The organism is Massilia sp. TSP1-1-2 (genome assembly GCF_049896185.1).
GTDB lineage: Bacteria > Pseudomonadota > Gammaproteobacteria > Burkholderiales > Burkholderiaceae_D > Telluria_A.
Map to the genome: position 1 here is coordinate 1 of NZ_JAFCTU010000055.1, position 22,696 is coordinate 22,696.

At 62.8% G+C, this 22,696-nt stretch carries 20 protein-coding genes; 18 read left to right on the top strand and 2 right to left on the bottom strand.

All coding sequences use genetic code 11. From position 1 onward, the window contains the following. Positions 1-195 precede the first annotated feature (195 nt). The 13 genes from dgoD to ACP7BV_RS25885 all read left to right on the top strand — a co-directional run bounded on the left by dgoD (position 196) and on the right by ACP7BV_RS25885 (position 17,761). Positions 196-1,344: a galactonate dehydratase gene (dgoD, locus tag ACP7BV_RS25825; RefSeq protein ID WP_426107754.1), complete on the top strand. Its 1,149-nt coding sequence runs from the start codon at positions 196-198 to the stop codon at positions 1,342-1,344. A gap of 43 nt (positions 1,345-1,387) precedes the next feature. Next, positions 1,388-3,841, top strand: coding sequence for a beta-galactosidase (locus tag ACP7BV_RS25830; RefSeq protein ID WP_426107755.1), 2,454 nt, complete (start codon positions 1,388-1,390; stop codon positions 3,839-3,841). Then, positions 3,838-4,659 carry an SMP-30/gluconolactonase/LRE family protein gene (locus ACP7BV_RS25835; protein ID WP_426107756.1) on the top strand — a complete coding sequence of 274 codons (822 nt, stop codon included), beginning with the start codon at positions 3,838-3,840 and terminating at the stop codon, positions 4,657-4,659. Before ACP7BV_RS25830 ends, ACP7BV_RS25835 begins: the two co-directional genes overlap by 4 nt. Positions 4,660-4,702: 43 nt before the next feature. After that, on the top strand, positions 4,703-5,692 hold the full coding sequence (locus tag ACP7BV_RS25840) for an arabinose ABC transporter substrate-binding protein (protein WP_426107757.1): 990 nt from the start codon (positions 4,703-4,705) through the stop codon (positions 5,690-5,692). 6 nt (positions 5,693-5,698) lie between these two features. After that, entirely contained in the window at positions 5,699-7,210 is a 1,512-nt protein-coding gene (gene araG / locus ACP7BV_RS25845; RefSeq protein ID WP_426107758.1) for an L-arabinose ABC transporter ATP-binding protein AraG, read from the top strand. Next, complete coding sequence (araH, locus tag ACP7BV_RS25850; RefSeq protein WP_426107759.1) at positions 7,207-8,211, top strand: L-arabinose ABC transporter permease AraH; 1,005 nt, start codon at positions 7,207-7,209, stop codon at positions 8,209-8,211. Before araG ends, araH begins: the two co-directional genes overlap by 4 nt. Positions 8,212-8,249: 38 nt before the next feature. Beyond that, positions 8,250-9,203 carry a LysR substrate-binding domain-containing protein gene (locus ACP7BV_RS25855; RefSeq protein WP_426107760.1) on the top strand — a complete coding sequence of 318 codons (954 nt, stop codon included), beginning with the start codon at positions 8,250-8,252 and terminating at the stop codon, positions 9,201-9,203. 510 nt (positions 9,204-9,713) lie between these two features. Further along, the gene (locus ACP7BV_RS25860; RefSeq protein ID WP_426107761.1) at positions 9,714-12,272 is read left to right on the top strand and encodes a TonB-dependent receptor; all 2,559 of its coding nucleotides are present in this window, start codon (positions 9,714-9,716) and stop codon (positions 12,270-12,272) included. Beyond that, positions 12,269-13,150 (top strand): 2-dehydro-3-deoxygalactonokinase, encoded by an 882-nt coding sequence (locus ACP7BV_RS25865; protein ID WP_426107762.1) that lies wholly within the window; start codon positions 12,269-12,271, stop codon positions 13,148-13,150. The genes ACP7BV_RS25860 and ACP7BV_RS25865 overlap by 4 nt, the downstream gene beginning before the upstream one ends. A 3-nt stretch (positions 13,151-13,153) precedes the next feature. Further along, complete coding sequence (locus ACP7BV_RS25870; RefSeq protein WP_426107763.1) at positions 13,154-13,774, top strand: 2-dehydro-3-deoxy-6-phosphogalactonate aldolase; 621 nt, start codon at positions 13,154-13,156, stop codon at positions 13,772-13,774. Positions 13,775-13,821: 47 nt separating this feature from the next. Further along, positions 13,822-14,586, top strand: a complete 765-nt coding sequence (locus tag ACP7BV_RS25875) for an SDR family NAD(P)-dependent oxidoreductase (RefSeq protein ID WP_426107764.1) — start codon at positions 13,822-13,824, stop codon at positions 14,584-14,586. Between the two features lie 89 nt (positions 14,587-14,675). Next, positions 14,676-15,110, top strand: coding sequence for a 4-fold beta flower protein (locus ACP7BV_RS25880; protein ID WP_426107765.1), 435 nt, complete (start codon positions 14,676-14,678; stop codon positions 15,108-15,110). A gap of 98 nt (positions 15,111-15,208) precedes the next feature. Then, on the top strand, positions 15,209-17,761 hold the full coding sequence (locus tag ACP7BV_RS25885; RefSeq protein ID WP_426107766.1) for an ATP-binding protein: 2,553 nt from the start codon (positions 15,209-15,211) through the stop codon (positions 17,759-17,761). A gap of 37 nt (positions 17,762-17,798) precedes the next feature. Here the strand turns inward: ACP7BV_RS25885 and ACP7BV_RS25890 are convergent, their stop codons facing one another. Next, on the bottom strand, positions 17,799-18,032 hold the full coding sequence (locus tag ACP7BV_RS25890; protein WP_426107767.1) for a hypothetical protein: 234 nt from the start codon (positions 18,030-18,032) through the stop codon (positions 17,799-17,801). A 213-nt stretch (positions 18,033-18,245) separates the two neighbouring features. On the opposite strand from ACP7BV_RS25890, the gene ACP7BV_RS25895 reads away from it, so the two are divergent. The 5 genes from ACP7BV_RS25895 to modC all read left to right on the top strand — a co-directional run bounded on the left by ACP7BV_RS25895 (position 18,246) and on the right by modC (position 21,726). Next, a complete protein-coding gene (locus ACP7BV_RS25895; RefSeq protein WP_426107773.1) occupies positions 18,246-18,791 on the top strand; it encodes a fasciclin domain-containing protein in 546 nt (181 codons plus the stop codon). A 130-nt stretch (positions 18,792-18,921) separates the two neighbouring features. Continuing rightward, the gene (locus tag ACP7BV_RS25900; protein WP_426107768.1) at positions 18,922-19,731 is read left to right on the top strand and encodes a glutaminyl-peptide cyclotransferase; all 810 of its coding nucleotides are present in this window, start codon (positions 18,922-18,924) and stop codon (positions 19,729-19,731) included. Between the two features lie 3 nt (positions 19,732-19,734). Further along, positions 19,735-19,947: a hypothetical protein gene (locus ACP7BV_RS25905; RefSeq protein ID WP_426107769.1), complete on the top strand. Its 213-nt coding sequence runs from the start codon at positions 19,735-19,737 to the stop codon at positions 19,945-19,947. Positions 19,948-19,960: 13 nt separating this feature from the next. Then, positions 19,961-20,635: a molybdate ABC transporter permease subunit gene (modB, locus tag ACP7BV_RS25910; RefSeq protein ID WP_426107770.1), complete on the top strand. Its 675-nt coding sequence runs from the start codon at positions 19,961-19,963 to the stop codon at positions 20,633-20,635. After that, complete coding sequence (gene modC / locus ACP7BV_RS25915) at positions 20,632-21,726, top strand: molybdenum ABC transporter ATP-binding protein (RefSeq protein ID WP_426107771.1); 1,095 nt, start codon at positions 20,632-20,634, stop codon at positions 21,724-21,726. Before modB ends, modC begins: the two co-directional genes overlap by 4 nt. 11 nt (positions 21,727-21,737) lie before the next feature. Here modC and modA read toward each other — a convergent pair whose 3' ends face one another. Further along, on the bottom strand, positions 21,738-22,481 hold the full coding sequence (gene modA, locus ACP7BV_RS25920; RefSeq protein WP_426107772.1) for a molybdate ABC transporter substrate-binding protein: 744 nt from the start codon (positions 22,479-22,481) through the stop codon (positions 21,738-21,740). Positions 22,482-22,696 lie beyond the last annotated feature (215 nt).

The following is a 22,696-nucleotide window of genomic DNA, read 5'->3' on the forward strand; positions in this document are numbered from 1 at the left end:
TGGCATGCCCCATGATGCGTTATCTAAGATTTGTTTACAACAACTTTCTACACTGTGCGCTCAGGCTGAATAGTCACAATGCATTTTGGATATAGGTCGATATGTGATTTCGATATACATTTAACCCAAATATTCATATTTCCGATCTAGCTTGCCGCCGTAGACTAGCCACATTCCTTGACCAATGGCTTAGACATGAAGATCATTAAACTCACAACGTACCGGGTCCCACCGCGCTGGATGCTGCTCAAGATCGAAACCGACGAGGGCGTCGTCGGCTGGGGTGAACCGGTCATTGAAGGCCGGGCCCGCACGGTGGAAGCGGCGGTCCACGAAATGTCTCCTTTCCTGATCGGCCAGGACCCGGCCCGCATCAACGACTTGTGGCAAACGATGTACCGCGCAGGTTTTTACCGCGGCGGCGCCATCCTGATGAGCGCGATTGCCGGCATCGACCAGGCGCTGTGGGACATCAAGGGCAAGGTCATGGGCAAACCCGTGTATGAACTGCTCGGCGGCCTGGTGCGCGACCGCATGAAGACATACAGCTGGGTTGGCGGCGACCGCCCAAGCGACGTCATTGCCGGCATCCGCAAGCTGCGCGAAGCAGGTTTTGACACCTTCAAGATGAACGGCACCGAAGAAATGGGTATCCTCGACAGCGCCAAGGCGGTCGACGCCACGGTGGCGCGCATCGCCGAGATCCGCGAAGCGTTCGGCAACGAGATCGAATTTGGCCTGGACTTCCATGGCCGCGTCTCGGCGCCGATGGCCAAGGTGTTGCTGCGCGCGCTGGAGCCGTACCGCCCGCTGTTCGTCGAGGAGCCGGTGCTGGCCGAACAGGCCGAGTACTATCCGCGCCTGGCTGAAATGACCTCGATCCCGCTGGCCGCTGGCGAGCGGATGTACTCGCGCTTTGAATTCAAGCGCGTGCTGCAAGACGGCGGCATTTCGATACTCCAGCCTGACTTGTCGCACGCCGGCGGCATCACCGAATGCGTGAAGATCGCGGCCATGGCCGAAGCCTACGACGTGGCGCTCGCGCCCCATTGCCCGCTCGGCCCCGTGGCGCTGGCCGCCTGCCTGCAGGTCGACTTCGTGTCGCACAATGCGGTGCTGCAGGAGCAGAGCATGGGCATCCACTACAACAAGGGCGGCGAGCTGCTCGACTATGTGCTCAACAAGGAAGACTTCAAGATCGTCGATGGCTATATAAAGCCGTTGCCGAAACCGGGTCTGGGCGTGGAAGTGGACGAAGAGCGCGTGATCGAGGCCAGCAAGAATTGCCCCGACTGGCGCAATCCCGTCTGGCGCCATGCCGATGGCAGCGTCGCCGAGTGGTAAACAACACCAAAGCAAACTAAAACATAAAAAAGCCGGAGACACAATGCACCCACCTATCAAAAAACTGCCGCTGTTACTATCGTTAGCCCTGTCGTTGCCCTTGTCGCTGCACGGCGAAACGCTGCACATCGACGCCAGCGCACCTGCCAAGACGCCGCTGGAAAACCAGCTGCGCATGGGCACCGCGGTGTCGCCGTCGGGCGAACGCCTGGGCGTGAACAGCCAGTACCTGACCCGCAACGGCAAGCCATGGATGCCGGTGATGGGCGAATTTCATTACAGCCGCACGCCAGCGGCCGAGTGGGACGGCGAACTGCGCAAGATGAAGGCGGCCGGCATCGATGTGGTGGCCACCTACGTGATGTGGAACCACCACGAAGAAATCGAAGGCAAGTTCGACTGGAAAGGGCAGCGCGACCTGCGCCGCTACGTCCAGCTGGCTGCCAAGGCGGGGCTCGATGTGATGGTGCGCGTGGGGCCTTGGGTGCACGCTGAAGTGCGCTACGGCGGCATTCCCGACTGGGTCGTGAACGCGATGCCGACCCGGCGCGACGATCCGCAATACCTGCAGCGCGTCGAGCGCCTCTATACCCAGATTGGCCAGCAGCTCAAGGGCCTGCTGTTCAAGGACGGCGGGCGCGTGATCGGCGTGCAGATCGAGAACGAATACAACAACAATGGCGCAGGCGAGGGCGCCGGCCACATTAACACGCTCAAGCGCCTGGCAGTCAAGGCCGGCATGGACGTGCCGCTGTACACCGTCACCGGCTGGGACCAGACAGTCTATCCGTCGGGTGAAGTGACTCCCGTCTTTGGCGGCTACCCCGACGAGCCGTGGGCCACCAGCACCAAGGAACTCAAGCCGAAGGAAACCTACGCCTTTCGCTTCGACACCCGTGTTTCGGGCGACCTGGGCGCGCAAACGCGCGCGGCCAGCCGCGGCACCGCTGAAACCGACATGGCCACCACGCCGTTTTTGGGCGCAGAATACGGGGCCGGCCTGCCGTTCATGTACCGCCGCCGCACCGTAGTCTCGCCCGACGACATTGCCTCGATGCTGCCGGTGCAGCTGGGCTCGGGCGTGAACCTGGTCGGCTACTACATGTTCCACGGCGGGCGCAATCCCATGGGCTTGACGTCGCTTGAAGAGAGCACCCTCTCGGGCGGCTACAACGACACGCCGATGATCAGCTACGACTTCCAGGCCCCGCTCGGACCGGATGGACAGGCGCGTCCCGTGCTGTCCTACCTGCGTCCGTTCCACCTGTTCATGCGCGATTTTGGCGAGCGCCTGGCGCCCATGACGGTACGCAAGCCGGACGTTGCGCCGGCCAGCCCGGAAGACTTGACCACGCCGCGCTTTTCGCTGCGCAGCAAGGATGGCAGCGCCTTCCTGTTTGTGAACAACCACGTGCGCCAGTATCCGATGCCGGCCCAAAAAGACGTGCGCTTTGCCGTCAAGCTGCCGGGCGAAAGCCTGACCTTCCCGCGCAAGGGCGTGGACGTCGCTGACGGCAGTTACTTCATCTGGCCAGTCAATATGGACCTGGACGGCACGCGCCTGTCGTATGCCACGGCGCAGCCGATTGCACGGCTCGACAACGGCAAGGCCGGCATCACCTATGTGTTTGGCGCTGCCGCCGGCATTCCGGTGGAACTGGCGTTCGACGCCGGTGCGGCGGCCTCGCTGCAGTTGCTGAGCTCCGGCGCCAAAGTCGTGCAGGCCGACGGCAAGGCCATCGTCGAAGGCATCGTGCCCGGCACCGGCGTGGCGCTGTCGATTCAGCGGCCCGGCGCGCGCCCAGTCACGCTGCTGGTACTGACGGCGCAGCAGGCACGCGAAGTGTCGGTGGGCGAACTGGCCGGCCAGCGCCGCCTGGTACTGACGGCGCAGCAAAGCTGGTTCAACGATGGCAAGCTCGAACTGCGCGCCGACGGCAATCCGGACCTGGCGTTTGCGGTCTACCCGGCGCTGCCTGGCAAACCCAAGGCCAATGCTGCGCTGACCGAGTCGCTGGACGGCGTATTCCAGTCGTTTGCCGCCAAACTGCCCGCGCAAAAAATCGAGGCGACCATCACCCAGGTGCGCGCAGCGCGTGCGGTGCGCGCCGTGACCATCGGCGGTCTGGCCAATGCAGCATTGCAGCCGATGCCCGAAGCGTTTGGCGCGGCCGCCGCATGGACCATCACGATTCCCGAAGCGCAGCGCAAGGCCAACCCGGAGGCGCTGATCGAACTTGATTTTGTCGGCGATATCGGGCGCCTGTTCAACGGTACCCGCATGCTGGACGATTGGTATTACAGTGGCTACGGCTGGAAGTACCCGGTGCGCCATGCAGGCCAGGGGCCGCTCACCTTGTCGGTGTTGCCACTGCGCGCCGATGCGCCGATCTACTTGCCAAAAGAAGGGCGGCCCGATTTTGGCGTCAACAAGCAGTTGGCGCAGCTGCGCGGCGTCAAGGTTACGCCGGTGTATCGGCTCAGCGTGCGGCCATGAAGCAGCCCGGCCGCAGTCTGCGCTGGGACGCCGCCGGCAGCCGCTGGTGGTGGTCGAACAGTAATGCGGCGGCGCTGCATGCCTGGTCGGAAACGGAGCAGGCAACCATGACGTGCAAGCTGCCTGACCGCGCCGGCCTGATTGCGCACTGCAGTTCGGGGCGCCTGCTGGTGGGCCTGCCCAAGCGGCTGTGCCTGGCCGGACCGGCCGACCCGCAGCGCGGCGCCAGCCAGCTCAAGGTGCAGGCGCTGGTGGCGGTGGACGCGGCCGAACCGCGCACGGGCATCAGCGACGGTTGCGTTGACCGCCACGGCTTCCTGGTGTTCGGGACCGCCAACGCCAGCGAAGACCGGCGTCCGATCGGCAGCTTTTACCAGAATTCGGGCCAGCACGGCTTGCGCAGGCTGGCGCTGCCGGCGGTGGCCGAAGCGAGCGGGATCTGTTTTTCAGGCGACGGCGCACGGATGTTCTTCGCCGACGCAGGCGGCGACGCCATCCTGTGCTGCGACTACGATGCCGGGCGCGCCAGCGTGTCACGCATCGGGATCTTTGCGCAGCTGGAGAAGGGCGCCACGGCGCGCGGCTCCGTGGTCGACCAGGAGGGTTGCCTGTGGAACGCCCAGGCCGGGCAGGTAGTCCAGTATGACAAGGGCGGCAAGGTCGTGCGCCGCATCGCCATTGACTGCGCCACCCCCGCATTTGGGGGCGCAAGGCTGGACCAGCTGATGGCAGCCGGGCCGGCGGGACTGGTACCGCTGCCGGTGAAGGCAAGCGGCCACGCAGAAGCACTGTTCGACGATCAGCATTTACATAATTAGCTACTTAGTTAGCTACACAGATACGCAAACTCAGGAGACAAACATGAAACGACGCCCAATCATCGCCTCACTGGCAGCTGCCACCCTCGCCCTGTGCACCTTCGGCTGCGCGCAAGCGTCGGACCCGGTCAAGATCGGCTTTCTGGTCAAGCAGGCCGAGGAACCATGGTTCCAGGACGAGTGGCGCTACGCCGAACAGGCCGCCAAGGAAAAGGGCTTCACGCTGGTCAAGATCGGCATCCCGAACGGCGAAAAAATGATCGCCGCGATCGACAACCTGGCTGCGCAAAAAGTGCAGGGCTTTGTCATCTGCGCACCCGACGTCAAGCTGGGCAAGGCGGTCGAACGCGCCGCCAAGCGCAACAACATGAAGGTCATCTCGGTCGACGACCGCCTGATCGACGGCTCCGGTTCACCCGTGGCGTCCATTCCGCACATGGGTATTTCCGGCTACGAGATCGGCAAGCAGGTGGGCCTGGGGCTGGCCTCGGAAATGAAGGCGCGCGGCTGGAAGCCGGAAGAAGTGGGCATGCTGCGCGTGGCATACGACCAGCTGCCAACCGGCCATGAGCGCACTATGGGCGCGATTGATGCCTTGAAAGCTGCCGGCTACCCGGCCGCCAACGTAGTCGACGCGCCGCAGTCCAAGACCGATACCGAGTCGGCCTTTAACGCCGCCAATATCGCTTTTACCAAACAGCCGCGCTTCAAGAAGTGGGTGGCGGTTGGCCTGAACGATGAAGCGGTGCTGGGCGCGGTGCGCGCCGCCGAAGGGCGCGGCATGCGCGCCGACGCCATGATCGGGATTGGCATCGGCGGCAGCAAGACGGCGCTCAATGAATTCACCAAGCCGCAGCCGACCGGCTTTTTTGGCACCGTGATGATCAGCCCCAAGCGCCACGGTTATGAAACCGCGGCCAATATGTACACCTGGATCACCACCAACAAGGCCCCGCCGGCAGTCACGCTGACGGCCGGCACCTTGATGACCCGCGCCAACCAGGCGCAGGTGCGCGCCCAGAACGGTCTGTGAGTCGCCATGTCCGCCTATCTTCAATTTGACAATGTCTCGAAACACTTCCCCGGCGTGATTGCGCTGGGCGGGGTGAGCTTCGAGGCCCATGCCGGCACGGTGCATGGCCTCCTGGGTGAAAACGGCGCCGGCAAGTCGACGCTGCTCAAGATCCTGGGCGGGCAGTACCGGCCGGACGGCGGACGCCTGCTGCTGGGCGGCCAGCCGGTCGCCTTTGGTTCGGCCAGCGACGCCATCGCCGCCGGCGTGGCCGTGATTCACCAGGAATTGCAGTACGTGCCCGAACTGACGGTGGCCGAAAATATCCTGCTTGGGCGCTTGCCAACACGATACGGTTTTGTCGATAAGAGTTCCGCAAACCGTATCGTATCCGAGCGCCTCGCGCTGCTCGGCGTCGACCTTGATCCCCAAGCACGCCTGGTCGACTTGTCGATCGCGCAGCGCCAGATGGTCGAAATTTGCAAGGCGGTCATGCAGGACGCGCAAGTGATCGCCTTCGACGAGCCGACCAGCAGCCTGTCGCACCGTGAAACCGACATCCTGTTTCGGATCGTGCGCGACCTGCGCGCCGACGGACGCACGCTGATCTACATTTCGCACCGGCTTGAAGAGCTGTATGCGCTGTGCGACGCCTGCACGATTTTCCGCGACGGACGCCGCGTGGTCACGCATCCGGTCATGGCCGACGTGCCGCGCGAGCGCCTGATCAGCGACATGGTCGGACGCGAGCTGTCCGACATTTACGACTACCGCGAGCGCGAGCACGGGGTCGAGCGCCTGAAGATCAAGGGCATGGCGCCTGACTGCGACTTTACTGTGCGCGCCGGCGAAGTGCTGGGCTTTTTTGGCCTGGTGGGCGCCGGGCGCAGCGAATTGATGCGCCAGCTGTACGGCGCCGACAAGCGCACCCCCGGCACCGTGCTGCTGGACGGCCAGCCGGTACCGCACCACGGGCCATCGAGCGCGATTGCCGCCGGCATCGTGCTGTGCCCGGAAGACCGCAAGGAGCAGGGCATTCTGGCGCAAGCGTCGGTGTCCGAGAACATCAACATCAGCGTGCGCCGGCTGGATCTGATGGGTGGCATGTTCCTGCGCCACCGGCGCGAAGCGGAGCTGGCCGATGAATTCATCAAGCGCTTGCGCATCAAGACCCCTAACCGCGAGCAGGAAATCCGCCTGCTTTCGGGCGGCAACCAGCAAAAGGTGATTCTTGCGCGCTGGCTGGCCGAGCCGGATCTGAAGGTGCTGATCCTGGACGAGCCGACCCGCGGCATCGACGTCGGCGCCAAGAACGACATTTACCGCATCATCCACGAAGTGGCCGCGCGCGGCTGCTGCGTGATCGTGGTATCGAGCGAACTGCCCGAAGTGCTGGGCATCGCCGACCGCGTGGCCGTGATGCGCGAGGGACGCATCGCCGGCGTGCTTGCGCGCGCCGACGCCAATGAAACCTCGGTGCTGCGCCTGGCGCTGCCCGATTCCACACCCAATGACACCACCGCCCGGAGAACAGCATGAGCACCATTGAAGTCACCTCGCAGCCAGCCGCAGCGCCAGCTGGCCGCGATCGCACCCGCACCCGCACCCGGGCCCTGCTGGTCGAGCACAGCATGACGATCGCGTACGTCGTGCTGTTCGCCGTCCTTGCCGCCACGGTCCAGAACTTTGCCTCGGTGGCCAACATCGTCGGTCTGATGCTGTCGGTGGCGCAGATTGGCATGGTTGCCTGCACCATGATGCTGTGCCTGGCCTCGCGCGACTTTGACCTGTCGGTCGGTTCGACCATCGCCTTTGCCGGCGTGCTCGGGGCCATCGTCCTGGAACGCACCGGCAGCGTGACGTTGGCGGTGTTGGCGGGCCTGGGTTCCGGCGCGCTGATCGGCGCCGGCAACGGCGTGCTGATTGCCTACCTGCGCGTGAACGCCTTGATCGCCACCTTGGCCACGATGCTGATGGTGCGCGGCCTGGCCTTTATCGCTTCGCACGGCCAGGCGGTGGGCATCAACAGCGACGCCTTTATCGACTTTGGCGACGCCCGCATTGGCGGCTTGCCGTTGCCGGTGCTGGTGGCCGGCGCCTGCTTCCTGGTGTTTGGCGTGCTGCTCAATCACACCGTCTTTGGACGCAATACGCTGGCCATCGGCGGCAATCCGGAAGCGGCGCGCCTGGCGGGCGTGAAGGTTGAAAAACTGCGGGTCTGGATCTTTTTGCTGCAAGGCCTGGTCACCGGCCTGGCCGGCTTGATCCTGGCCTCGCGCATCACCAGCGGCCAGCCGAATGCAGCGCAAGGGTTCGAACTGGACGTGATTTCGGCCTGCGTGCTGGGCGGGGTGTCGCTGCAGGGCGGCAAGGCGCGCATTTTCGGGGTCCTGATCGGTGTATTGATCATGGGGACGGTTGAAAACGTGATGAACCTGATGGACGTCGATGCGTTCTACCAGTACTTGATGCGCGGCGTGATTTTGCTGGCGGCGGTGCTACTCGACCAGTTGAAAACGCGCGGCGAACGCCGCTCGTAACGCTGGTATCATGTAATGTCGACTTTTAGTTAGTGCATATGCCCGATCCACGTTCCGACCGCTTCGTCCGCTCGCACCTGAAAACGCGCCACCTAGTGCTGCTGGTCGAACTTGGGCGGCATGGATCGATCATGCACGCAGCGCAAGCTGCCAACCTGACGCAACCGGCGGCGTCCAAGCTGCTGGCCGAACTGGAACACGCGCTCGGCGTGCAGTTGTTCGAGCGCTTGCCGCGCGGCGTGGCGCCCACCTGGTACGGCCAGGTGCTGATCCGGCGCGCCGGCGCGGCGCTGGCCGAGATGGATGCGGCGCACCAGGAAGTGATGGAGCTGCTCTCGGGCCTGCGCGGCCGGGTCGACGTGGGCTGCGTGCTCACGCCAGGGGCCAGCCTGGTGCCGGAAGCGGTCAACCTGCTCAAGACGCGCCAGCCGCGCGTGCTGGTGTCGATCTCGGTCGATACCAGCAAACTGCTGGTGCAACGCCTGCGCGCGGGCGAACTCGATGTGGTGGTGGGGCGCATTCTGGACACGGAAGCTGCCGGCGAACTGACGTTCGAACCGGTGACCGACGAGCCGCACAGTCTGATCGTGCGCGCCGGCCATCCGCTGGCCGGCCGGACCGATCTGACGCTGGCCGAGCTGGTGCTGCAGGGCTGGATCTTGCCGCCCACGGGCAGCATCTTGCGTGACCGCCTGACGGCAATGTTTTTATCGCAAGGCTTGGAGCCGCCGGCAGAAACGGTGGAGACGCTGGCCTTGCCGGTGATCGCCAATCTGTTGGTTGGAAGCAACATGGTGGTTGCCTTACCACAGGAACTTGTTGCTCCTTATCTACAAAACGGCATTTTAGAAGTATTGCCTTTTGATTTGGGTTTGCGGATGGAAATGTACGGCATTATCACGCGCCGGCATCATCAATTGTCGCCCGGGGCCGAAGCCATGCTTGCCAGCTTGCGCGAAGTGACCGCACAGCGCTACCCCTCCAAGCGCTGAAAAAAACTTGTAACTTCGTCCTCGCTCGGGACGGTGTTGCAAAACGCTTTGCGTCCCTTTGACCGCGCAAACATCGAGATATTTCCCAGTACGAACACCAAAACAAGGTCGTCCTCGCGAACGCGGGGACCCATGGAACGGTTGAGCTGAGCAACTGTTCTATGGGTCTCCGCATGCGCGAAGACGCTGTGTGGTGTTGGTTTTCGAGGTTGGAACTGTCGCGATTTTTCGATGGACACTTGGTCCTGGAGCGTTAAGCAACTCCCTCCGCCGGTTTTCGGATGCGCGCGAATAAGCTCGCTAAAAAATTGCCGAAGTAATATTTTCATTGCTGAAAGTTAATTTCTACTTCGTGCTGGCTGAAAAAGATATATACGATTTCCGCATACATCGCGCGAAATATTCTATTGGAATGATATTGCTGAATTCCGTAGGATTCATCCCATGCCGCAGATTGAGAACGAACAACAAGTTCTGCGCATTCTGACTTATAAAAACACAGGAGACATTATGGAACAGAAAAAACTCAGCTGGATGATTGCAAGCCTTTTCACGCTGCCTGCAGTCGGCGCTAACGCCTTTGCCCAGCAGGCTCCGGCCCCCGCCGCCGAGCCGGTTCAAACGATCACCGTCTCCGGCATCCGCGCCTCGGTGCGCAATGCGCTGGCGGTCAAGGAAGCGTCGAACAGCATGGTCGAGGTGATCGCCTCCGAAGACATCGGCAAGCTGCCTGACACCACGATTGCCGAATCGCTGGCGCGCCTGCCTGGCCTGTCGGCCGGACTGGACCGCGGCAACGCCAGCCAGGTGGTTTCGCGCGGCCTGGGCCCGCGCTTCATCGGCGCCACCTTGAACGGGCGCGAGCTGGCCACGTCCGAACCGGACCGCGCTGTGCGCTTCGAGCAGTTCCCGTCCGAGTCGATCTCCGGGGCCACCATCTACAAGACGCAGTCGGCCGAACTGGTCGAAGGCGGCATCGCCACCACGATCGACCTGCAAACGGTCTCGCCGCTCAAGTTCAGCAAGCGCATGGCCTCGTTCAAGGCGGACGCGCTGTACTACGAACTGGCCAAGGACATTCCCGGCGCGAAGAAATTCGCACCGCGCCTGGGCGGCATTTATGTCGACCAGTTCGCCGACAAAACCGTCGGCGTGGCGCTTGCGGCCAGCTACCAGAACCAGCCGTCGGTGCAAAAGCTGTTCAAGCACTACGGCTTCAATACCTACAACCCGAGCGGCGTGGCCAACAACGCCAAGGCGCCATGGGGCTTTGAAGACGGCGTCAAGCGCGGCACCAACGAGCGCGCCAGCGTGCTGGGCAAAGTGGAATGGAAAGCCAGCCCGAATGCTTTCCTGAGCTCGGACATTTACTATTCCAAGTCCGACATTCGCGAACCTGAACTGTCGCACTGGAGCGGCGACACCGGCAGCTGGGAAGGCAGCAAGGCGGCCGACTACAGTAACCCGGTCGTCAAGGATGGCTACATCGTTGGCGCCACCGTGCGCAACGTGGGCTTGACGACCAATGATTCACTGTGGACCCAGGACATGAATACCCTGGCCGGCGGCGTCAACGGCAAGTTCAACGTGGGCGACTGGAAACTTGAAACCGACCTGTTCACCTCCAAGTCGGAGCGCGAAAGCCAGTGGCGCAACCTGCGTCAGTTCAGCAAAAACGGCGCCACCGTCAATTTTCTGAACCCGGGCGACGGCAAGTTTTCGTACAACTGGGGCCAGGACACCGGCAATCCGGCCAACTTCGGCAATGCCGAACTGCACATTTCCAACTACGAGCACCTGCGCGACCGCTTGAGCGGCATGCACCTGAATGCGGCGCGCAGCGTTGACTTTGGCTATGTCAGCAAGATCAAGGTTGGCCTGCGCGCCACCGATCGCACCAAGAGCTTCGAGCAAGCTTACTGGGATTTCGCCGGCAAGACCATTCCCGGTTCGGCCTTTGAAGCAGTACCGGTCGATGGCCTGTCGACGTTCCTGGGCGTGAAAGACTGGACCAACACGGTGCTGAGCACCTTCGGCGGCAATGCTTTCAATCCGGATGGCCGCTCGCGTGACCAGCTGGCCGGCTGGACCGTCAAGGAGCGCAACACGGCCGCCTACGTCCAGGGCGACCTGGAAGGCGAGCTGATGGGTTACAGCTTCCGCGGCAATACCGGCGTGCGCTTTGTGCGCACCAGCCAGGTGGGCGAGGGCGCGCAATCGCTCAACGGCACCGTCTCGCCAACCAGCGTCAAGTCGAGCTACTCCGAAGTGCTGCCAAGCCTGAACCTGATTTTTAATCTGGACGCCAAGCAAGAGCACCAGCTGCGCTTTTCGGTGGCCCGCGCCATGGCCCGCGCCCCGGTGGACGACATGCGCGGTTCGCGCAACCTGAGCCTCGATACGCTCACCCCGAACCGGCCTTTGACGGGCAGCACCGGCAATCCTGAACTGAAACCCATGATGTCGAACCAGGTCGACCTGGCCTACCAATGGTACTTCGGCAAGGGTTCGCTGCTGTCGGGCGGCGTGTTCTACAAGGATCTGTCGCGCTACATCGGCATTGCCACCGTCAACACCACCATCGACGGCCGTCCTGCGGTGATCTCGCGTCCGGTGAACGGCGACGGCGGCGGCGTGCGCGGTGCGGAAGTGATTTACCAGCAGCTGTTTGCCAACGGCATCGGACTGTCGGCCAACTATTCGTACAGCACCAGCGGCATCGAGGAAACGTACAATGGCTTGAAAATGCCACTGGAAGGCTTGATGAAGCATAACGGCGGCCTGACCGTCTGGTACGAAAAAGATGGTTACGAAGCGCGCCTGTCGGCCAACTACCACAGCCCGTACACCCGCATTGCCGGCTGGGATGGCGTAATGCAGCAAAACGAAGCCGAGACCTATGTGTCGATGAACTTTGCCAAGCAGCTGACGCCGCAACTGCAACTGCGCTTCGGTATGGACAATATCACCAACCAGAAGTCGATCTACACCAGCAACAATATCGCGTATCAGCAAGAAGTACGCGAGTTCGGCCGCCGCTTTAACCTGGGACTGTCGTTCAAATTATGATCGAAGGCTCCTTACTGCTTGGTATTGACTGGGGCACCAGCAACCGTCGCGCGTACTTGATGCACCGCGACGGGCGCTGCCTGGCCCAGCATGCGGACGGTTACGGGATGCTGGCAGTGGGCGGCGCGTTTGCCGCCTCGCTGGCGGCGCTGCGCGAAGACATGTCGGTGGGGCTTGACGTGCCCACCGTCATGTCGGGCATGGTCGGTTCGGCCAGCGGCTGGCAAGAAGTGCCGTACCTGGACACTGCCGTGCCGCTGGCCGCGCTGGCCCAGCATCTGGTGGCGGTGAATGGTTACCCCGATTGCCTGATCGTGCCCGGGTATTGCGACCGCAAGGCAGGCGTTGACGTGATGCGCGGCGAGGAAGCGCAGTTGCTGGGCGCGCTTGCCCTGGGCGTGACGGATGGCTGGGTCGTGTTGCCGGGGACCCACAGCAAGTGGGTCAAGCTGCAGGACGGTCAAGTGGAGAGCCTGGCGACCTACATGACGGGCGAATTGTTTGCCATGCTGTCGGCCGGCGGAACGCTGGCGGCCCTGATGGCGCCGGGCGAGGACGATGAAGCAGCGTTCGCGGCCGGCATGCAGGAAGCGCAGCTTGGCAAGCCGCTCAGTCATACGCTGTTTGGCGTGCGCGCGCGCGTCGTCGCCAAGGACATGCCGGCGGCCAAGGCGCGCTCGTTCGTCAGTGGTTTGCTGATCGGCGCCGAGTTTGCCGCGGCGCACCAGCAGCAGGGCAGCGTCATTCATATTATTGCATCGCACGCCTTGAGCAGCCGTTACGCCAGCGCCGCAGCGCATTTTGGCATGGCCGCGCGCGTGCTCGACCCGGACGAGGTGTACCGGGCCGCACTGGGTCGTTTTTTTAAACAAGGTTAAGCCATGAATGTTGAACAATTTAGTCCACCGTTGGTCGCCATTTTGCGCGGCCTATCGCCGCAAGACGCGGCAGCGGCGGGCGCTGCGCTATTTGGCGCCGGCTTTCGCTTGCTGGAAGTGCCGCTGAACCGTCCGGGTGCGCTCGAATCGATCGCCATTTTGGCGGGCATGGCGCCGGCCGGCGCGATCGTCGGTGGCGGGACCATGCTCAGCGTGGCCGACGTGGAGGCGGTGCATGCCGCTGGCGGGCGCTTGATGGTGGCGCCGAACGCCAACCCGGCCGTCATCGCCCGTGGCGCTGAGCTCGGCATGCTGTGCGCACCCGGGGTGGCCACGCCGACCGAGGGGTTTGCGGCACTGGCTGCAGGCGCGCATGCGCTTAAGATTTTTCCGGCTGAAATGGTCGGCGTGGCGGGGCTGAAGGCGATGAAAACCGTGCTGCCTGCGGGCACGCCGCTATGGCCCGTCGGCGGCGTCACGCCGGGTTCGCTGGGTACGTGGCTGGCGGCGGGCGCCACCGGTTTTGGCATCGGGGGAAATCTGTATACTCCCGGTATCGATAATGATGAGCTCGCCAGGCGGGCGGTCGAATACATCGACGCCTTCCATGCTGCCGTAGCATAAAAAAGCCATGTAGTTGTGGCGCGAATAACAATAAACAGGATCACACAATGGAATTTGCCAATTACCCCAGCCTGGCCGGCAAGGCCGTGTTCGTCACGGGCGGCGGCTCTGGCATTGGCGCCGACATCGTTGCCGCCTTTGCCCGCCAAGGCGCGCGCGTAGCCTTTGCCGACCGCGACGTCGCCTCGTCGAACGCGCTGCTCGGCTCGCTAGAAGGCAGCGTGCCGCACACACCCATGTTCCTCGCCTGCGACCTGTCCGACATGAGCGCCCTGCGCGCCAGCGTTACCCAGGCAGCCGAGCACTGCGGCGACTTCGACATTCTGGTCAACAACACGGCCAACGATGAACGCCATGATTTCCTGGACGTGAGTCCCGAATATTTTGACGCCAAGCTCAACATCAACCTGAAAGTGGCGTTCTTCGCCGCCCAGGCGGTGCTGCAGGGCATGCAGCGGCGCGGCGGCGGCTCGATCATCAACCTCGGCTCGACCGGCTGGAAAAACAAGGTGGCCGGCTACCCGGTCTACGCCACCAGCAAGTCGGCCATCAATGGCCTCACGCGCAGCCTGGCGCGCGAGTACGGCAAGGACAATATTCGCGTCAATACGCTCACGCCCGGCTGGGTCATGACGTCGCGCCAGCTCGACAAGTGGGTTGATCCGGCGGGCGAACGGGCGATGGATGAAAACCAGTGCCTGCCGGGGCGCATCGTGGGCGCGGACGTGGCCAGCATGGCCTTGTTTCTGGGCGCGCAAGACAGCCGCATGATGACGGCCCAGGAGTTCGTCGTCGACGCCGGTTGGACTTAAACAACAGTTGGGTCAACCGTGCGCATGGTGACAAATTTTACACGTTATGATTTGTCTATCGGCGTCACACGCGCAAGCACGGGGGCATCTTGGCAAGCTGGGTAATTGACGACGCAGGTTGTGCGGGCGCCATTCTCGATGAGTTTTGCCTGCGTAATCTGGCCGGGCACAATGTCGGCTGGGTGTTTGGCCTGAGCGTGTTTTCGCTGGCGGGCGAGCATATCGGCTGGTATGAGGACGGCCTGTTCTACGATATCGAGAACAATGTCCTCGGCTTCATTCCTGGCGCCAAGGGCGTGGTGCCGGAACGTCCGGAACCGTGCCCGCCGTCCGCCTTGCCCGCATTTAGCAAGCGTCCGTGCGTGCCGGCCCTGCGCGGGCGCACGCCGCGCCCGCTTGGTACCGGCTGGTCTGGCGCCAGTCTTGACGCTTACCTGGCCGCTGCTGGCGCGCCCGCCGTGATTTGCGCAGCGATGCCTCCCCATGCCCGCCTTGACGGGCGCGCTTGCCCGGGAAGTTTGTAGCGAAGAGACATTTTCTTCGCTTTGACAAACTCTGCGCGATGTGCGCAAACACCAATGTTATGATGCTTCGTGCAGTCGCCCGTGCCTGAGCGCCGGTGATGTCATTGCAACTTCCAATGGGGACGCCCGTGACGCAAGCGAACTTCAATTTTTTGTCGAATGGCGGCGAGCTGGGCGAGCTGATGCGCGCAAAGGCGTGGCACGCCAGCCCGCTGGGTCCCACGGCGCAATGGCCGGCGCTGCTCAAGAGCACGATCCGCCTGATCCTCAATTCCCGCCATCCCATGTTCCTGTGGTGGGGCCCGGACCTGATCCAGTTCTACAACGACGCCTACCGCCACACCATGGGCGCCGAACGCCATCCGCAAGCGCTGGGCGCGCCGGGGCGGCAGTGCTGGGAAGAAATCTGGCCCATCATCGGCCCCCAGATCGAACTCGTCATGGCGGGGCAGGGCTCCACCTGGAATGAAGACCAGCTCGTTCCCGTCACGCGCCACGGTCGCCGCGAAGATGTCTGGTGGACCTATGGCCACAGCCCCATCGAAGACCAGGACGGCGTGCAGGGCGTGCTGGTGGTGTGCAACGACGTCACCCAGCAGCATCGCGGCAAGGCCGAACTGGAACAAATGAACCGCGCGCTAGTCGAACAGATACGCCAGCGCGAACTGGCGCAAGAACACGAGGCGATCCAGACGGCGCAGCGCTTGCAGGCCGAGCACAATCTGCATGCCCAGCGCGAGGCGGAAGGCGAGCGCTTGCGCGTGCTGTTCGAGCAGGCGCATGGCTTCATGTGCATTTTGCGCGGCCCCAGCCACGTGTTCGAGTTTGCCAACGCCGCTTATCTGCGCCTGGTCGGCGCGCGCGACCTGGTCGGCAAGAGCGTGCGCGAAGCCTTGCCCGATATCGCGGGCCAGGGCGTGTACGAGTTACTCGACCAGGTGTACAGCTCGGGTGAAGCGTACAAGGCGGTGGACTTGCAATTGAACCTGCGGCGCGCGCCGGACGCAGCGCCGGAGTATGCTTACCTGGATTTTGTATACCAGCCGATTCACATCGGCGGGCAAGTGAGCGGCATCTTTGTGCAGGGCTACGACGCCACCGAGCGCACCATGGCGCGCCAGGCGCTGCAGCGCAGCGAGCTGCGCCTGCGCGAAGGCATGAAGGCGGCCGGCATGGCGATCTGGGACTGGGACCTGGCCACCGACCAGGTCACGTTTTCCGACAATGCGCCCGAGCTCTTCGGCGCCACCTGGGGCAGCATGCCGGAGGTGTGGCGCGCCATGGTGCCGGAAGACCTGTGCAACCTGGAACACGAACGCCAGGCGGCGATTGCCTGCATTGGCAGTTACGGCGACATCGTGCGCATGGTGCGCCCGGACAACGGACAACTGGTCTGGCTGCAGGTGCGCGCCACCGTGGTGGCCGACGCGCACGGCAAGCCGACTTGCATCCGCGGCGTATCGATTGACATCAGCGCCCGCAAGCGGGCCGAGGAGTCCTTGCGTGAAGTGAGCCGCCACAAAGATGAGTTTTTGGCGATGCTCTCGCACGAGTTGCGCAATCCGCTGGCGCCAATCCGCTCGGCCGCGCACCTGTTGGGCATGGCGCCGGACAATGTCGCGCGGGTCAAGCAATCGAGCATCATTATTGAACGCCAGGTCAACCACATGACCAGCCTGATCAACGACTTGCTCGACGTTTCGCGCGTGAATACCGGTCTGGTCACGCTCGACAAGCAAGTGATTGACATCCACCAGGTGGTTATCGAGTCGCTTGAACAAACCCAGCCGTTGATGAACGAGCGCAACCATTTGCTCAAGGTGCAAGCGCCGGCTGAAGGACAGGTCAGCGTGCTGGGCGACCGCAAGCGGCTGGTGCAGGTGCTGACCAACTTGCTGCACAATTCCGCCAAGTACACGCCGCCCGGCGGGCAAATTACGCTGACGGTAAGCCACCACGCGGGCATGGTCGAGCTGCACGTGAGCGACAACGGCATTGGCGTAGACGCCGAGCTGATGCCGCATATTTTTGAACTGTTCACGCAGGAAAAGCGCTCGTCGGACCGCGCCCAGGGCGGGCTGGGACTGGGCCTGGCGCTGGTGCGCAGCCTGGTGTTGCTGCATGGCGGCCACGTGACAGTGGCGAGCGAAGGGCCGGGCCAGGGCGCCACGTTTTCGGTCTACCTGCAGCGCCACCAGCAGCGCGCGGCCGCCAGCGTGGACGCGCCGGGCCTGTTGCGCGAGCCGGGCGCGGCCTTGCGGCTGATGGTGGTGGACGACAACAAGGATGCGGCGCACGCGATGGCCATGCTGCTCGAACTGGAAGGCCACACGGTGACGGTGGAACATGAACCGCAGCGCGCACTAGAGACCGCAGCGCAGTTTTGTCCGGACGTATGTCTGCTCGACATCGGCCTGCCCGGCATGGACGGCTACGAGCTGGCGCGCCGCCTGCGCGGCAGCGGGCCGACGGCGGCGGCGACCTTGATCGCCCTGACGGGTTACGGCAACAAGTACGGGCGCGAAATGTCGGTATCGGCCGGTTTTGATTTTTACTTCGTCAAGCCGGCCAGGACGGACGAGTTGATCGCCGTGCTGGCCGGCATTCATCCGGCAAGGTTGCCGGAACGGCGCTTGCAGCAGCGCGCCTGAAGCGCGCCGCTGGCATCGCGCTTGCTGCGCGCCGTCGCTATTGCGCGCTTTGGCTCAGCGCCAAGGCAATGACGTCGCGCGTGATGCGGGCCGCCTCGCGGTTTGCGTGCCGCTCCAGCACGGCTTCTTGCATGACCTCGTTCGTGATGCCCCGCAGCACCAGGAAGCGCTGCGCCACGTTGTCGCCAAATGCCACCTTCAGGCGCATTTTTTCATCGGCGCTGATGGCGCCCATGTCGAGCTGCTCTTCAATGAAATCCACTTCGTCCATGATTGTTCCCCCCTGCGTTTGACTGTACGCCGTGACCCGGTCCATTGTTTGCGCTAGGTCATGCGCGACTGCAAGTTCGCGAGCGGCGTTGTTTCCCATGAACAAATTGAGTGCAATCGTTGTATTGACAAAATTGTTTGAATCCAGGGCGCCCAGGGCCGCGTATATGGATGAGTAGTTCTCTTCCATCACTCAAAAGGAAACATCATGCGCATGCTCAAATCCTCGCTTTTGCTCGCCGCCGTACTGGCCACCTCCAACGCTGCCTGGGCAGCTGACGTCATGGTCGGCGGCCAGGCCATGATGGCCAGCAAGGACATCGTCGACAATGCCGTCAACTCGGCCGACCACACCACGCTGGTCGCCGCCGTCAAGGCCGCAGGCCTGGTCGAGACGCTCAAGGGCAAGGGTCCGTTCACCGTGTTCGCGCCGACCAATGCGGCATTTGCCAAACTGCCAGCCGGCACCGTCGAGACACTGGTCAAGCCGGAAAGCAAGGGCACGCTGACCAAGATCCTGACCTACCATGTCGTCCCGGGAAAATATGATTTCATGGCGCTCAGCGCAGCCATCAAGAAAGGCCACGGCAAAGCGATGCTGGCAACAGCAAACGGCGCCAAGCTGAGCTTTGCCATGAACGGCATGCACAACATCACGGTCATGGATGACAGCGGCCACAGCGCCAACATCAGCACCTACGATGTCTATCAGTCGAACGGCGTGATCAACGTCATCGACACGGTGCTGATGCCGAAGTAATCGCCGCTCGCCAGCGAGCACCCGCCGCATCCACAGGAGCGGCGGGTTTTTGCGTCTGGCCCGGCAGCGCCCCGCAATACGCTATGATGGCGGCTGTGGATGGCAGCTGCCATCGGACTTGAGGATCCACATGAAGATTCGTGTTGCCAGCGCGGTTGCGAGCGTGTTCGCCAGTACTTTGCTTGCTTGGAATATGGCCCAGGCCGCCGTTCCGGTGTACACCTTCGTTGTCAAGAATACCTACCCGCATGACCCGCAAGCGTTCACGCAGGGGCTATTCTTCAAAGACGGCTTTTTGTACGAAAGCACGGGCATGCAGGGGCGCTCGTCGTTGCGCAAGGTCGAGCTGACGACGGGCAGGGTGCTGCAAAAGCAGGCCTTGGCGCCCGAACTGTTTGGCGAAGGCATTGCCGAAGTCGATGGCGCGATCGTCGGACTGACCTGGACTTCGCAAATCGGGCTGGTGTTTGACGCCAAGACGTTCAGGGAAAAAAAGCGCTTCAGCTATACCGGCGAAGGCTGGGGACTGGCCAGCGGCGGGCAGTACGCGTACATGAGCGACGGCACAGCCTCGATCCGCGTGCTCGACCGCAAGCTCAAGGAAGTGCGCCGCTTTGACGTCACCGTCGACGGCGCGCCGCTGACGCGCCTGAACGAACTGGAATGGGTCGAAGGCCAGTTGTTTGCCAACGTCTGGGGCACCGACATGATCGCGCGGATCGATCCGGCCAGCGGCAAGGTGGTGGGCTGGATCGTGCTGACCAAGCTGCTCGAGCCTGCGCAGCGCGGCACCAATTCGGTCGATGCGGTACTGAACGGAATTGCTTACGACAGCAAGCAAAAGCGCCTGTTTGTGACCGGAAAATTATGGCCCAAATTGTTCGAAATCGAACTGGTCGAAGTTCGCCAGGGTGCCCAGCAAACCAACCTGCGCCAATGATCCATGGATAACTTACTGCAAGAAATGCTGTTCTGCGAAACGCTGCTCGCCTGCGAGTCCAGCGGTTGCCGCGCCATGTTCGAACCCGACGAACCGGCGCATGAGCCGATGGACGCCTGGTCCACGAGGGCGGCCGCGCAGGCTGTGGCTGCCGGCTGGTCGATCGGGCGTACCGGACTGGTGAAGTGCCCGGCGTGCATGGCTGCGCCAGCGTAGTCGCGCTGTTTACATGCTCACTCCCGAAGACCTGGGCGCCGTCTGGCTAACGCTGAAGCTGGCAACGGTGGTCACCGTGCTGCTGTTGCTGATCGGGACGCCCGTGGCCTGGTGGCTGGCGCAAACCCGTTCGCGCATGAAAAGCGTGGTGGGCGCCGTCGTTGCCTTGCCGCTGGTGCTGCCGCCATCGGTGCTGGGTTTTTACCTGCTGGTGACGATGGGTCCGCACGGTCCCATCGGCCAGGCGACGCAAACGTTGGGCATTGGCTTGTTGCCATTTACCTTTGCTGGCCTGGTGATCGGTTCGGTCCTGTATTCGATGCCGTTTGTCATCCAACCGCTGCAAAACGCGTTCGAAGCGATCGGCCCGCGTCCGCTGGAGGTGGCCGCCACCTTGCGCGCCAGTCCGCTCGATACTTTTTTTTCGGTGGTGCTGCCGCTTGCCAAGCCGGGTTTCATTACGGCGGCCACGCTCGGGTTTGCCCATACGATTGGCGAGTTCGGCGTTGTGCTGATGATTGGCGGGAACATCCCCGACAAGACGCGCGTCGTATCGGTGCAAATTTATGACCACGTCGAAGCGCTGGAATACACGCAGGCGCACTGGCTGGCCGGCGGCATGCTGGCTTTCAGCTTCGTGATCCTGCTGCTTTTGTACACGTTTAACCCTGCGCGAAAACTCCAGTGAGCCAGCTTCCACCCATCCGCGCCAGCTTCGATATTCACCGTGCAGGCTTTGCCATGCAGGTGAAGCTGGAATTGCCCGGACGCGGCGTGACGGCGCTGTTTGGCCATTCCGGCTCCGGCAAGACCACGCTGTTGCGCGCCATCGCCGGTCTCGACCGGCACCCCGGCGCCCACGTGGAAGTCAATGGCCAGACCTGGCAGGACAGCGCCGGCAAACAGTTTGTTCCCACGCACCGGCGCTCGCTGGGCTACGTGTTCCAGGAGGCAAGCCTGTTTGCGCACTTGAGCGTGCGCGGCAATCTCGATTTTGCCCGCACACGCGCCGGCGCGCCTGACGGCGCCAAGGTCATGGCGCATGCGCTGGCGCTGCTGGGTATTGAACACTTGCTGGAGCGGCGCACCACGGCGTTGTCGGGCGGCGAACGCCAGCGCGTGGCGATCGCCAGGGCGCTATTGACCGGCCCGCAACTGTTGCTGATGGATGAGCCGCTGGCCTCGCTCGACGGCAAGCGCAAGGAAGAAGTGCTGCCTTACCTGGAGCGCATCCACGAGGAACTGGCGATACCGATGCTGTATGTCAGCCATTCGGCCGAAGAGGTGGCACGCCTGGCCGACCACGTTGTGCTGCTCGACGCCGGCCAGGTAATCGCCAGCGGCAATGCCGCCGAAACGCTGGCGCGGCTGGACTTGGCGATGTCGCTGGCAGACGACGCCGGCGTGCTGGTTGATGGCGTGGTGGACAGTTTCGATGCGCACTATAGCCTGCTGCACCTGCACGCGGCGGGCGGGATGATTCGCGTCGCGGCCAAGGCGCTGCCGGCCAGCGCCAGGCTGCGCCTGCGCATCCTGGCGCGCGATGTGAGCCTCGCCTTGTCGCCGCCGGCCGACAGTTCGATCCTGAACCAGTTGCGCGTGACTGTTGTTGCCGAATGGCCGGCCAACGATGCGGCGCACGTCATCATCAAGCTTGACGCGGGCGGCACGGCGCTGCTGGCGTGCATTACGCGCCGCTCGCGCGACCATCTTTACTTGGAACCAGGCAAGACGGTGTGGGCGCAAGTGAAGGCCGCTGCGCTGTTGCCGATGCGCTGAGCCGGTTCGACTTACAGCGCGTAACCATAAGAGCGGATGACCGCTCTTGCCTTGTCGCCCTTTAAATACCTGACGAAAGCATCGACGGCGCGCTTGTCCTTGCCGGGCAACAGCACGACTGCATCCTGGCGGATTGGCGTGTACATGGCGGCGGGAACGACCCAGGCTGATCCGGACTTGAGCTTGCCGCCTTCAAACACCTGCGACATTGCGACAAAACCCAGGGGCGCGGCGCCGGACACGACGAATTGATGGGTCTGGGCGATATTTTCGCCTTGCACCAGTTTTGGCTCCAGCGTGGCGTACAGGTCGAGTTTTTGTAGTACTTCTACCGCTGCGGCGCCGTAGGGCGCCAGTTTTGGGTTCGCGATGGAAAGATGCGTGAAATTGCCGTTCTTTAGCAGCGCGCCTTTGTCGTCCACCAGCGCCGGCAGCGCGCTCCATAACACAAGCTTGCCGATTGCGTAGGTGAAACGGGTCTGTGACACGGCCGCGCCTTCCTTTTCCAGCCTGGCCGGAGTTTCATCGTCGGCGGCTAGCAGGATGTCGAATGGGGCGCCGTGCTGGATTTGCGCGTAGAACTTGCCCGTTGAACCGTAGGAAGTTTGCACCTTGTGGCCAGTTTCCTGTTCGAACAAGGCAGCGATGTCTTTCATGGGGGCCGTGAAGTTGGCGGCCACGGCCACTTGCACGACGTCCGCATGGGCCAAATGGGGGACGGAAAAGGCCAGCAGCAAGGAGATAAGACGCATCATAAGAAATTGATTTGCAAAATTTGATGAAGACGAATCGTGTCGGTACCGCCCGATGTCTCGCTAGACCTCGCACTATTGATGCGCTCTAACGCTACATTCTATAGCTATAGTGACAAACACAGTTACACATTCCGCACGGCCGGTAATTTGCAAGCTAGTTGTCGCCTAAAAGCGGTTTCTACGCTGCTTTTTTGAGTTCTGGATTTTTCTCCTTT